The 11918-nt window shown below is 66.9% G+C and carries 14 protein-coding genes; 13 read left to right on the top strand and 1 reads right to left on the bottom strand.

Annotation, left to right across the window (positions count from 1 at the left end; genetic code table 11):
• Nucleotides 1-9: 9 nt before the first annotated feature.
• A complete protein-coding gene (locus GIW57_RS01650) occupies nt 10-582 on the bottom strand; it encodes a Maf family nucleotide pyrophosphatase (RefSeq protein ID WP_236508991.1) in 573 nt (190 codons plus the stop codon).
• A 114-nt stretch (nt 583-696) separates the two neighbouring features.
• On the opposite strand from GIW57_RS01650, the gene GIW57_RS01645 reads away from it, so the two are divergent.
• The 13 genes from GIW57_RS01645 (at nt 697) to GIW57_RS01585 (ending at nt 11872) form a co-directional block, all read left to right on the top strand.
• Nucleotides 697-1206 carry a YceD family protein gene (locus GIW57_RS01645; protein WP_088101178.1) on the top strand — a complete coding sequence of 170 codons (510 nt, stop codon included), beginning with the start codon at nt 697-699 and terminating at the stop codon, nt 1204-1206.
• Nucleotides 1207-1313: 107 nt separating this feature from the next.
• A complete protein-coding gene (rpmF, locus tag GIW57_RS01640) occupies nt 1314-1508 on the top strand; it encodes a 50S ribosomal protein L32 (protein WP_025879386.1) in 195 nt (64 codons plus the stop codon).
• Between the two features lie 91 nt (nt 1509-1599).
• The gene (locus GIW57_RS01635) at nt 1600-2577 is read left to right on the top strand and encodes a beta-ketoacyl-ACP synthase III (protein WP_100463418.1); all 978 of its coding nucleotides are present in this window, start codon (nt 1600-1602) and stop codon (nt 2575-2577) included.
• A gap of 73 nt (nt 2578-2650) precedes the next feature.
• On the top strand, nt 2651-3433 hold the full coding sequence (locus GIW57_RS01630; protein WP_236508990.1) for a serine/threonine protein phosphatase: 783 nt from the start codon (nt 2651-2653) through the stop codon (nt 3431-3433).
• Nucleotides 3434-3598: 165 nt separating this feature from the next.
• A complete protein-coding gene (gene fabD / locus GIW57_RS01625; RefSeq protein ID WP_089239160.1) occupies nt 3599-4543 on the top strand; it encodes an ACP S-malonyltransferase in 945 nt (314 codons plus the stop codon).
• Between the two features lie 82 nt (nt 4544-4625).
• The gene (fabG, locus tag GIW57_RS01620) at nt 4626-5369 is read left to right on the top strand and encodes a 3-oxoacyl-ACP reductase FabG (RefSeq protein WP_025874078.1); all 744 of its coding nucleotides are present in this window, start codon (nt 4626-4628) and stop codon (nt 5367-5369) included.
• 153 nt (nt 5370-5522) lie between these two features.
• Nucleotides 5523-5762, top strand: a complete 240-nt coding sequence (gene acpP / locus GIW57_RS01615) for an acyl carrier protein (protein ID WP_025874077.1) — start codon at nt 5523-5525, stop codon at nt 5760-5762.
• A gap of 145 nt (nt 5763-5907) precedes the next feature.
• Nucleotides 5908-7170 (top strand): beta-ketoacyl-ACP synthase II, encoded by a 1263-nt coding sequence (fabF, locus tag GIW57_RS01610; RefSeq protein ID WP_236508989.1) that lies wholly within the window; start codon nt 5908-5910, stop codon nt 7168-7170.
• 92 nt (nt 7171-7262) lie between these two features.
• A complete protein-coding gene (locus GIW57_RS01605; protein ID WP_236508988.1) occupies nt 7263-8627 on the top strand; it encodes an aminodeoxychorismate synthase component I in 1365 nt (454 codons plus the stop codon).
• Nucleotides 8628-8845: 218 nt separating this feature from the next.
• Nucleotides 8846-9907, top strand: coding sequence for an endolytic transglycosylase MltG (gene mltG, locus GIW57_RS01600; protein ID WP_236508987.1), 1062 nt, complete (start codon nt 8846-8848; stop codon nt 9905-9907).
• Nucleotides 9904-10569, top strand: a complete 666-nt coding sequence (gene tmk / locus GIW57_RS01595; protein ID WP_236508986.1) for a dTMP kinase — start codon at nt 9904-9906, stop codon at nt 10567-10569. Before mltG ends, tmk begins: the two co-directional genes overlap by 4 nt.
• Entirely contained in the window at nt 10566-11522 is a 957-nt protein-coding gene (locus GIW57_RS01590; RefSeq protein WP_236508985.1) for a DNA polymerase III subunit delta', read from the top strand. The genes tmk and GIW57_RS01590 overlap by 4 nt, the downstream gene beginning before the upstream one ends.
• Nucleotides 11519-11872, top strand: coding sequence for a PilZ domain-containing protein (locus tag GIW57_RS01585; RefSeq protein ID WP_025874071.1), 354 nt, complete (start codon nt 11519-11521; stop codon nt 11870-11872). The genes GIW57_RS01590 and GIW57_RS01585 overlap by 4 nt, the downstream gene beginning before the upstream one ends.
• Nucleotides 11873-11918: the final 46 nt, after the last annotated feature.

Here is an 11918-nt window from a genome sequence, read left to right as displayed (position 1 = left end):
CGAGCCGGGTTACGGCACCGCGAATCCGGCCCTGCGCAGCAATCCGCACAGTGCGATCAGCGGCAGCCCGATCAGGGCCGTAGGGTCGCGATTGTCGATGGCGTCGAACAGGCTGATGCCCAGGCCTTCGCACTTGAAGCTGCCGGCGCAGTCCAGCGGTTGTTCGATGGCCACGTAGCGGGCGATCTCCGGCGCCTGCAGCGCGCGGAAGCGCACCTGGGTCAGATCCATTGCCATGAAGGATTCTCCGTCACAAGTGAGACTGATGGCCGTGTGGAAGCGCACCGTCTGCCCGGACATGGCCGCCAGCTGCGCGCACGCCGCCTCGACCGTACCCGGCTTGCCCAGCGGCTGACCGTTCAGGTCCGCCACCTGGTCCGAGCCGATCACCCAGCTGCCGGGATGGCGGGCGGCCACATCGCCCGCCTTGGCGCTGGCCAGGCGTGCCGCCAGCGCCAGCGGGGCCTCGTTGGCTTGCGGGGTCTCATCCACCTGCGGGCGTGCGCAGTCGAAGGGCAACCCCAGCCGTTCCAGCAGGTCGCGGCGGTAGCGGGAGGTGGAGGCCAGGACCAGGGCAGGCATGCGGGAATTCCGGGAGCGGGGCGCGGCAGTCTGGCCCGGCACAGCCAGCCACAGCAAGCCTTTCATGGCAGTCATTTGACACGCGACCTGCCGATCCTTAATATTCGGCGGCTTATGTCCGCGAACGTACCCGAAACGCTGGATGCCTGGCGGATGGTCGTAGCGCGAAGGCGCTTCGACGGTCAGGTCTCCCTGGCTGAATTGACTCGCCTGCAGGGGCTTGTCGCAGATACTGAAGGCGAGTGTAATTACTCGCTCGAATTCGGTCGCGACGAGATCTTGCGGGTATCCTATGTGGAACTCAGCATCGATACCGCGTTGCCGCTGACCTGTCAGCGCAGCATGCAGCGCTTTCTGTTGCCGGTGAAGATGACGCAGAGGCTTGGCCTGATCCGCGACGAAGACGAGGAATCGTCCTTGCCGGAGGAATACGAGCCGTTGCTGGTGCCGGAAGATGGCCAGCTGCGCCCGTTGGACCTGGTCGAGGACGAACTGGTGCTGGCGGTGCCGGTGGTACCCCTGTCGCCGTACGGTGAGGCAGTCGACAAGGACTGGGCACCGACCGAAGAAGAAATTGAAAAGGCCAACCCGTTCGCGGCGTTGGCGGCATTGAAGAAACAATAGCAGCCGGTTGTCGTCGGCGGCTGCGGCGAAAGCGAAAAGTGTGCTGGACGCTGGCGTCCTGTGCGACGAAACGACGAAGCAAAACGAACCGAGTTTGGAGCAATCCCATGGCTGTCCAGAAATCCCGTGTTACCCCGTCCCGTCGTGGCCAGCGTCGTTCGCATGACGCCCTGAGCGCCAAGCAGCTGTCGACCGACCCGACCACCGGCGAAGTGCATCTGCGTCACCACATCACTGCTGACGGTTTCTACCGCGGCAAGAAGGTCATCCAGACCAAGTCTTCTGCTGTCCAGGAAGACTGATGTGCCGGAAGGTCGCTGCCCGCTGGGCAGCGGCCTTCGCCTTCTTTCCCGGGCACGCCGGTGAACGGCGGCTCGTGCAACAGGAAACATGATGAGCAAGCGGATCTACTCGAGGATCGCGGGCACCGGTAGCTATTTGCCGGAAAAAGTCCTGACCAACGCCGACCTGGAAAAAATGGTCGAGACCTCGGACGAGTGGATCCAGACGCGCACCGGTATCCGTGAAAGGCACATCGCTGCCGAAGGCGAAACCACCAGCGATCTCGGCTACCAGGCCGCGCTGCGTGCGATCGAAGCGGCCGGTATCGACGCGTCGCAGCTCGACATGATCGTGGTCGGCACGACCACCCCTGATCTGATCTTTCCCTCCACCGCGTGCCTGATCCAGGCCAAGCTCGGTGTGAGCGGCTGCCCCGCTTTCGACGTCAACGCGGCCTGTTCGGGCTTCGTGTTCGCGCTCAGCGTGGCTGACAAATTCATCCGCTCCGGTGATGCCCGCCATGTACTGGTGATCGGCGCGGAAACCCTGACCCGTATCGTTGACTGGGAAGACCGCACCACCTGCGTGCTGTTCGGTGATGGCGCGGGCGCCGTCGTGCTCAAGGCCGACGAAGAAACCGGCATCCTCAGCACCCACCTGCATTCGGATGGCAGCAAGAAAGAGCTGCTGTGGAATCCGGTCGGCGTCTCGGTCGGTTTCGGTGAAGGCAACAATGGTGGCGGCACCATCAACATGAAGGGCAACGACGTGTTCAAGTACGCCGTCAAGGCGCTGGACTCGGTCGTGGACGAAACCCTGGATGCCAATGGCCTGACCAAGTCCGACCTGGACTGGCTGATCCCGCACCAGGCCAACCTGCGCATCATCGAAGCCACCGCCAAGCGGCTGGACATGTCGATGGACCAGGTCGTGGTCACTGTCGACAAGCATGGCAATACCTCGTCCGCCTCGGTGCCGCTGGCGCTGGATGCGGCTGTTCGTTCCGGCAGGGTCGAGCGCGGCCAGCTGTTGCTGCTGGAAGCGTTCGGTGGTGGCTTCACGTGGGGTTCGGCACTGCTGCGCTATTGATAGTGCGAGTTACGACAACGTGAAACCGTCGTTACGGCCCCTCTGGGGCCGTAATGCGTTAAAGGAGACTGTCATGGTTGAGCCCATCGTCATCGAAGGGCAGCGCGCCTGGCTGAAGCAGTACGGCGAAGGAAGCCGAGCAGTGGCCCTTGGCCTGCTCAATTTTGTTGCCCGCCGGTTCCATCTCGACGCCCTGCGCCCGCCGCCGCACCGCGGTGGCGACGCCGCGCGCGAAACCGAGGCCCGCCGGCTGGCGGAACTGCAGGCGCAGGGCGTGAACGTGCCCGCGGTGATCGGCAGTGGCCATGCCGCGCTGGTGATCGGCGACAACGGCAGCTCGTTCAATACCTGCCTGCGCGAAGCCGATGACGCCGGCCGCGATCGCCTCGTGGCTGCAGCGATGCAGGCCATTGCCGAAGCGCACGCGCGTGGCGCCTATTTTGGCCAGCCGCTGCCGCGCAACCTCACCTGGGATGGCCAGAACGTCGGTTTCATCGACTTCGAAGAAGATCCGCTGGAAGTCATGGACCTGGCCGAGGCACAGGCGCGTGACTGGCTGATGTTCGGATACGGCGTGGCCAAGTACTACGCCGACCGCCCCGAAAGCCTGCAGGCGATGATGGCCGAGGCGATGAACGGGGTGCAGGCACCGGTGCGGGCGCACGTACACGCCGTCAGTGGCCGCCTGCAGCGCTTGGCGCGGGTGTGCATGAAGCTGGGGCGCTCGGCGCGTGCGCTGGCCCACTCCATCTTCATCACCCACGGCGCCACCACGCTGGGCCTGCTGATGGTGGTCGGCCTGTGCATGGACTGGTTTGCCGACGGCGAGCTGGACATCCTGCTGCTGCTCTGCTGACAGCGGGGCAGCTCGCAGCATCGGGTAGTGCCGGCCGCTGGCCGGCATCATCCGGTGGCGATCCGGCAGGCCGCCTCCATACGCCGTGCATACGCGCACGTACAGACGACACGGCATGTTCCCCCTTATCATGGCCCGCTTCGATTGCAACAAGCGGATGACCGCGTGACCCTATCCACCCTCGCTTTTGTCTTCCCCGGTCAGGGCTCGCAGTCTGTGGGCATGCTGGCCGAGCTGGCCGAACTGCACCCGCAGGTGCGTGAGGCCTTCACCGAGGCATCCGATGGTGCCGGCGTCGACCTGTGGGCGTTGTCCCAGGGTGGCCCGGAGGAAATGCTCAACCGTACCGAATACACCCAGCCGGCCCTGCTCGCCGCCAGCATCGGCGCGTGGCGCGCCTGGAACGCCGTTGGCGGTCCGCGTCCGTCGGTTCTGGCTGGCCACAGCCTGGGCGAGTACACCGCCCTGGTCGCTGCTGGCGCCCTCAGCCTGCACGACGGTGCGCACCTGGTGCGCCTGCGCGGCCAGCTGATGCAGGAAGCCGCTCCGGCCGGTGTCGGCGCGATGGCCGCCGTGCTCGGCGCCGAAGACCAGCTGGTGCTGGACGTCTGCGCGGAAGCCGCCGGCAGCCAGGTGGTCGTGCCGGCCAACTTCAACTCGCCGGGCCAGATCGTGATCGGCGGCGACGCTGCCGCGGTCGATCGTGCGCTGGCGCTGCTGGCCGAGAAGGGCGTGCGCAAGGCGGTCAAGCTGGCCGTCAGCGTGCCCTCGCACACCCCGCTGATGCGCGAAGCCGCCAACCGTCTGGCCGAAGTGATGGCCGGCCTGTCCTGGCAGCTGCCGCAGCTGCCGGTGGTGCAGAACGTCGACGCCAAGGTGCACGACGGCGTGGACGCGATCCGCACCGCGCTGGTGCAGCAGCTGTACCAGCCCGTGCAGTGGACCGGCTGCGTGCAGGCCCTGGCCGCGCGTGGCGTCACCCAGATCGCCGAGTGCGGTCCGGGCAAGGTGCTGACCGGTCTGGTCAAGCGCATCGACAAGGCCATCGACGGCCGTTCCCTGGCCACCCCGGGCGACTTCGAAACCGCCCGCGAGACGTGGTCGGCCTGATTGCCCCTGTTCCTGCCGACCGTGCCGGTGGCCGCTGCAAGCGGCACGGGTGCGGCGGCCGCCCCAGCCTGAGGAAAACATCATGAGCAAGCCCCTGCAGGGTGAAATCGCACTGGTCACCGGTGCCAGCCGTGGCATTGGTGCCGCCATCGCCGATCTGCTGGCCGCCCAGGGCGCCACCGTCATCGGCACCGCCACCACCGATTCCGGCGCCGCCGCGATCGGCGAGCGTCTGGCTGCCCACGGCGGTCACGGCCGCGCGCTGAACGTCACCGACGCTGCCGCGCTCGACGCCGTGCTTGACGGCATCGCCAAGGAATTCGGCCCGATCTCGATCCTGGTCAACAACGCCGGCATCACCCGCGACAACCTGCTGATGCGCATGAAGGAAGACGATTGGGCGTCGATCATCGACACCAACCTGACCAGCGTGTTCCGCACCAGCAAGGCCGTCATGCGCGGCATGATGAAGGCACGCAAGGGCCGCATCATCAACATCGCCTCGGTGGTGGGCGTGACCGGCAATGCCGGCCAGGCCAACTATGCCGCCGCCAAGGCCGGCATCATCGGTTTCTCCAAGTCGCTGGCCAAGGAAATCGGCTCGCGCGGCGTCACCGTCAACGTGGTCGCACCCGGCTTCATCGACACCGACATGACCAAGGCGCTGCCGGAAGAGGCGCGTACCGCGCTGATCGGCGACATCGCCCTCGAACGCCTGGGTTCGCCGGAGGACATCGCCCATGCGGTGGCCTTCCTGGCCAGCCCGGCTGCCGGCTACATCACCGGCGAAACTCTCCATGTGAACGGCGGCATGTACATGCCGTAAGCAAGGGGCGCAGGGATCGCGCCGCAAGTGATTGATCTGCGAGGATTTTTGCTGCAATGCAAGGTCACGCCGGTTTCCACTACACTATCCCACGGCCATCGCCTTTGATGGCGACCACTTTTTGAACCACTACTCCATCTGGAGCGATATCCCATGAGCACCATCGAAGAACGCGTCAAGAAAATCGTCATCGAACAGCTTGGCGTCAAGGAAGAAGAAGTCACCAACAGCGCATCGTTCGTCGATGACCTGGGCGCTGACTCGCTGGACACCGTCGAGCTGGTGATGGCGCTGGAAGAAGAATTCGAGTGCGAGATCCCGGACGAAGAAGCCGAGAAGATCAGCACCGTGCAGGCTGCGATCACCTACATCACGGCCCACGTCAAGGCCTGATGCAGGACGTCAGTGCGCGCGCGGGCGTTGAGCTCGGCGCGCACGACACCCCATGGGGCCGCTGTTTGCGGCCCCGTGTGTTTGCGTACCACACCGAAGTAAACCGCGTTACCCGCAAAGAACGTTCGGGTCAGGAGAATCAGCAATGAAGCGTCGCGTCGTCGTAACCGGCCTGGGTATGGTCTCGCCGTTGGGCAATGATCTGGCCAGCAGCTGGGAAGGCATCACCCACGGTCGTTCGGGCATCGGTCCGCTGACCAACGTTTCTGATGCCTACCTGGAACGGTTCACCACCAAGATCGCAGGTGAGGTCAAAGGCTTTGACATCACCGCCGACAACGAACTGTTCGGCAAGTACCGGGTCAGCGGCAAGGATGCCAAGAAGATGGACCCGTTCATCCATTACGGCCTCGGTGCCGCCTTCATGGCCCTGCATGATTCGGGCCTGGAGATCACCGATGCCAACGCCGACCGCATTGGCGCCATCGTTGGCGCCGGCATCGGCGGCCTGCTCGGTATCGAAGAGCAGACCATCGAGTTCCACGAAGGGAAGAAGATCTCTCCCTTCTACGTGCCCAAGACCATCATCAACATGCTGCCGGGCCAGCTGAGCATCATCAGCGGCCTGAAGGGCCCGTCGTTCTCGGCGGTCTCGGCGTGCGCCACCTCCAACCATTCCATCGGCACCGCCATGCGCATGATCCAGTACGGCGATGCGGACGTGATGGTGGCCGGCGGTGCCGAACGCGGTTCCTCGCCGACGGCGCTGGGCGGCTTCTGCGCGATGAAGGCGATGAGCACCCGCAACGACGCCCCGGAACAGGCCTCGCGCCCGTGGGACAAGGACCGTGACGGCTTCGTGCTGGGCGACGGCGCCGGCATCCTGATCCTGGAAGAGTACGAGCACGCCAAGGCCCGCGGCGCGAAGATCTACTGCGAGCTGGCCGGTTTCGGCGCCAGCTCCGACGCGTACCACATGACCGCGCCGAGCGAGAACGGCGAAGGCGCTGCGCGCTGCATGGCCATGGCCATGAAGGATGCGGGTGTCACCCCGGACCAGGTCGGCTACCTCAACGCACATGGCACCTCGACCCCGCTGGGCGACCTCGGCGAGACCATGGCGATGAAGACCGCCTTCGGCGACCACGCCTACAAGATGATGGTCAGCTCCACCAAGTCGATGACCGGCCACCTGCTCGGTGCTGCCGGCGGCGTGGAAGCGATCTTCTCGGTGCTGGCAATGCGCGACAACGTGATTCCGCCGACCATCAACCTGCAGCAGCCGGGCGAAGGCTGCGATCTGGACTACGTGCCCAACGAAGCACGCCAGGCCAAGGTCGACGTGGTGATGTCCAATGGCTTCGGCTTCGGCGGCACCAACGGCACGCTGATCTTCAAGCGCGTCTGATCGCACCGGCAGCGTCGAGCCAGGCTCGACTCCGCCAACCACGAGGCCGCCGCAAGGCGGCTTCCGTGTATCCGTCTCCCGAACTGGCTGCCATGACCCACGCCCCGCTGATTCATCCGCTGCCACACCCGATCGACCTGCTGGCCCTGCAGCAGCGCGACCCGGCGCGGTTTCCGCTGCTGATGGAGTCCACCGCCTCGGGTACCGCGCAGGGCCGCTGGAGCCTGCTGCTGGCCGCGCAGGGCGATACCCTGCAGCTGGACGCCGATGGCCAGGTGCGCGACCAGCACGGTGCGCTGCAGCCCGGCAGTTTCCTGCAGGCGCTGGATCGCGCATGGCACGCGCAGCGGCTGCCGCATGACGGCGGCCACGCGCTGCCGTTCCGGGGTGGCTGGGCGCTGATGCTGGACTACGAAGTGGCCAGCCAGGTCGAACCGGTGCTGCCGGCGCGCGCGCGCGATGACGGTCACCCGACCGCGCTCGCCCTGCGCTGCCCGGCCGCCGTGCTGCATGACCACCAGGCCGACACCAGCTTCCTCATTGCCGAGGCGGGCGAGCAGGCGCTGCTGGACACGCTGGTCGCCTTGGTGGCCGGCGAACTGCCGCAGGCCGGGCAGGGCTGGCAACCGCCGCAATCGGTCAGCGAAGACGAGCCGCAGCGCTTCACCGATGGCGTGCGCCGGGTGATCGAGTACCTGCGCGCCGGTGATGTGTTCCAGGTGAACCTGTCGCGGCGCTGGAGCGCGCAGTTCGCCACGGCGGTCAGTCCGCAGGCGCTGTACGCGCAGCTGCGACGCGCCAATCCGGCGCCGTTTGCCGGCCTGTTCAGTGCGCACGGCCGGCATGTGGTCAGCTCGTCGCCGGAACGGCTGGTCTCGGTGCATGGCGGCCACGCGCAGACCCGCCCGATCGCCGGCACCCGCCCGCGCTTCGAGGGCGACGACGATGCCGCACGCATCCAGGAGCTGGTCGGCCATCCCAAGGAGCGCGCCGAGCACGTGATGCTGATCGACCTGGAGCGCAACGACCTCGGCCGCATCTGCCTGCCCGGCACGGTCGTCGTGGACGAGCTGATGACCGTGGAAAGCTATGCGCACGTGCACCACATCGTCAGCAACGTCAGTGGCCACCTGCGCGCGGACGTGACCCCGGGCGAAGTGATCGCCGCCACCTTCCCCGGCGGCACCATCACCGGCTGCCCGAAGGTGCGCTGCATGCAGATCATCAGCGAGCTGGAGCAGGTGCCGCGCGGCGCGTACACCGGTGCGTTCGGCTGGCTGAACCGCGATGGCGACCTGGACCTGAACATCCTGATCCGTACCGCCGAAGTGGATGGCAACGAGGTCAGCTTCCGTACCGGTGCCGGCATCGTGGTCGACTCGGACCCGGACAAGGAGCTGGACGAAACCCGGGCCAAGGCGCGTGGCCTGCTGCGGGCGCTGGGGCAGCAGGGTTGATCGATTGCCGCCGCCGGGTAGGGCCCGGCGCTGCCGGTCCTGGTGGGCACGGATGCTTCCATGGTCGTTCATCCACGCATGGCGTGGATCTACTGGGCATGGTCGGCCCCGGCAGTAGATCCACGCCGTGCGTGGATGCTCGCCCGGTGGCGCCCGGTCATGACCCCACACCAGCGGCACGGTATCCTGCACGACGGAATCGAGTTCAGAGGTAGTCCATGGCGGGAGCCAAGCGCGGGTGTCTGTGGGTGGTAACGCTGCTGCTGGTGCTGGCCGCCATCGTGGCCGGCGCGGGCGCGTGGTTCTTCTACAAGCAGACCCAGTTTGCCGACGTGCCGCTGACCCCCAGTGCGGACAGCGTGGTCATCGCCAGCGGCGATGGCATGAACAGCGTGCTGCGCAAGCTGCGCGAGGCCGGCGTGGACGAGGGCCAGGACACCCAGTGGCAGCTGCTGGCGCGCCAGCTGGACGCCGCCGGCAAGCTGAAGGTGGGCGAATACGCACTGAGCAAGGACCTGACCCCGCGCGAACTGCTGCTGCGCATGCGCGCCGGCAAGGTGCTGCAGCACCGCGTCACCATCATCGAAGGCTGGAACATCCGCCAGCTGCGCGCCGCGCTCAAGCGTGCCGATCCGCTGCTGCACACCACCGACACCCTCGATGACGCAGCGCTGATGGACCGCCTCGGTTTCGCCGGCCAGCACCCCGAAGGCCGCTTCCTGCCGGAGACCTACGTCTACCAGCGCGGCGACAGCGACCTGGACGTGCTCAAGCGTGCCCACGGCGCGATGGAGAAGGCGCTGGACGAAGCCTGGGAAAGCCGCGCGCCGGATCTGCCGATCAATACGCCCTACGAGCTGCTGACGATGGCGTCGATCATCGAAAAGGAAACCGCGCTGGCCAGCGAGCGACCGCAGATTGCCGGCGTGTTCACGCGCCGCCTGAAGATCGGCATGCGCCTGCAGACCGACCCGACCGTGATCTACGGCATCGGTGCGGCGTATGACGGCAACATCCGCCGCCGCGACCTCACCACCGATACGCCCTACAACACCTACACCCGGTCTGGCCTGACCCCGACCCCGATCGCCATGCCCAGCCGCGACGCGCTGATGGCCGCTGCGCAACCGGCGCCGGGCGATGCGCTGTACTTCGTCGCCGTGGGCGATGGCAGTGGCGCACACGTGTTCTCGCCCAGCCTGGACAAACACAACGCCGCCGTAGCCCGCTACCTGCAGCAGCTGCGCCAGCAACGCACCAAGGAGACCCCGGCGCAATGAGTTCCGCGCTGCTTCGCCATCCCCGTTTCGTCAGCCTGGAAGGCGGCGAGGGCGCGGGCAAGACCACGGCCATCAACGCCATCCGTGAGTGCCTGCGCCGCCACGGCCATGAGGTCGTGCTGACCCGCGAACCCGGTGGCACGCCGCTGGCAGAGCGCATCCGCGGGCTGGTGCTGAAGCCCGATGCCGAGATCGCTGCTGAGCCGCTCAGTGCCGAGGCCGAACTGCTGCTGGTGTTCGCCGCCCGCGCGCAGCATGTGCGCCAGGTGATCCAGCCGGCGCTGCAGCGCGGCGCCTACGTGCTCAGCGATCGCTTCACCGATTCCAGCTACGCCTACCAGGGCGGTGGCCGCGGCCTGGACCCGCAGTGGATTGCCGACCTGGAGCGCCGCGCCGTTGGCCTGCTGCCCGGTTTGACCCTGCTGCTGGACGTGGACGTGGCCGTTGGCCGCGCGCGTGCCAACGGCCGCGATCTGTGGCCGGACCGCATCGAAAGCGAGCAGGACGATTTCTTCCAGCGCGTGCGCGAGGTGTTCCGCGGCCGCGCACAGCAGGACCCGCAGCGCTTCGCGCTGGTCGATGCCGGCCAGGTGCAGGAACGCGTGGCTGCTGATGTGGTTGCGCGTGTCGAGCGCTGGCTGCAGCAAGGGGACGGCGCATGAGTACGTTCTCGCCTTGGCAGCAGCGCGCGTTCGACCAGACCGTGGCCGCGTTGGATGCGGATCGGCTGGGCCACGGCCTGCTGATCTGCGGCCCGGCCGGGCTGGGCAAGCGTGAAGTGGCGCTCGCGCTGGCCGACCATGTGCTGGCACGCGGCGATGCTGCGCACGCCACCCGCACCCGGCAGCTGATTGCCGCCGGCACGCATCCCGACCTGCAGCTGATCGGCTTCATTCCGAACAAGAGCGGCGACAAGCTGCGCACCGAGATCGTGATCGAGCAGGTGCGCGAGATCACCAACAAGCTGGCGCTGACCCCGCAGTACGGCGTGGCGCAGGTGGTGATCGTCGACCCGGCCGATGCCATCAACCGTTCGGCCGCCAATGCGCTGCTGAAGACCCTGGAAGAACCGCAGCCCGGGCGCTACCTGTGGCTGATCAGCAGTGACCCGGCGCGCCTGCCGCAGACCGTGCGCAGCCGTTGCCAGCGCCTGGAATTCAAGCTGCCGCCGCGCGAGGAAGCATTGGCCTGGCTGCAGCAGCAGGGGCACAACGAGGCAGCCGCGCGCGAGGCACTGGATGCAGCACGTGGCCATCCCGGGCAGGCTGATAACTGGCTGCGCGAAGATGGCCTGAGCCTGCGTCGCGACGTCGGCCGCGAGCTGGAACAGCTGGCCGCCGGCAAGACCGGCGCGGTGGAACTGGCGCAGAAGTGGTGCGCCGATGACAACGCGGCGCTGCGCCTGCGCTTCGCCGCCGACCTGGCGCTGGCCCAGGCCAGCACCGATGCCTTGACCACGCCGGAGCGATTGCACAAGCTTGCAGCTTGGTTCGATGCGGCCAACCGCACCCGCGACCTGCTGCGCACCACCGTGCGCGCAGACCTTGCGGTGGTCGAGTTGCTGCTGGCCTGGAACAAGGTGAACGAGCGGCCTGCCGCAAGGGGAAATCGATGAGTGCCAGCAACGCCCGCCAGGGCATCCTGTCCCTGGCCGTGAAGGACAAGGCCGCGCTGTACAGCGCGTACATGCCGTTCGTGAAGAATGGCGGCATCTTCGTGCCCACGCCCAAGCGTTACTTCCTGGGCGATGAAGTATTCCTGCTGCTGACCCTGCCTGATTCCAGCGAGCGCCTGCCGGTGGCCGGCAAGGTGATCTGGGTGACCCCGGCCGGCGCGCAGGGCAACCGCACGGCCGGCATCGGCGTGCAGCTGGCGGACGGCCAGGAAGGCGAGACGGTGCGGCACAAGATCGAGACGATCCTGGCCGGCCTGACCGGTTCGGACAAGCCGACGCATACGATGTGATGTGGGCGGATTGCCCTCCCCAGTAGAGCCAGGCCATGCCTGGCTG

It is taken from the genome of Stenotrophomonas sp. PA-6-5C (assembly GCF_021605635.1).
Taxonomy (GTDB): Bacteria; Pseudomonadota; Gammaproteobacteria; order Xanthomonadales; family Xanthomonadaceae; genus Stenotrophomonas; species Stenotrophomonas lactitubi.
Note: the sequence above shows the minus strand (reverse complement) of the source record. Positions and strands in the feature narration are given on the sequence as shown.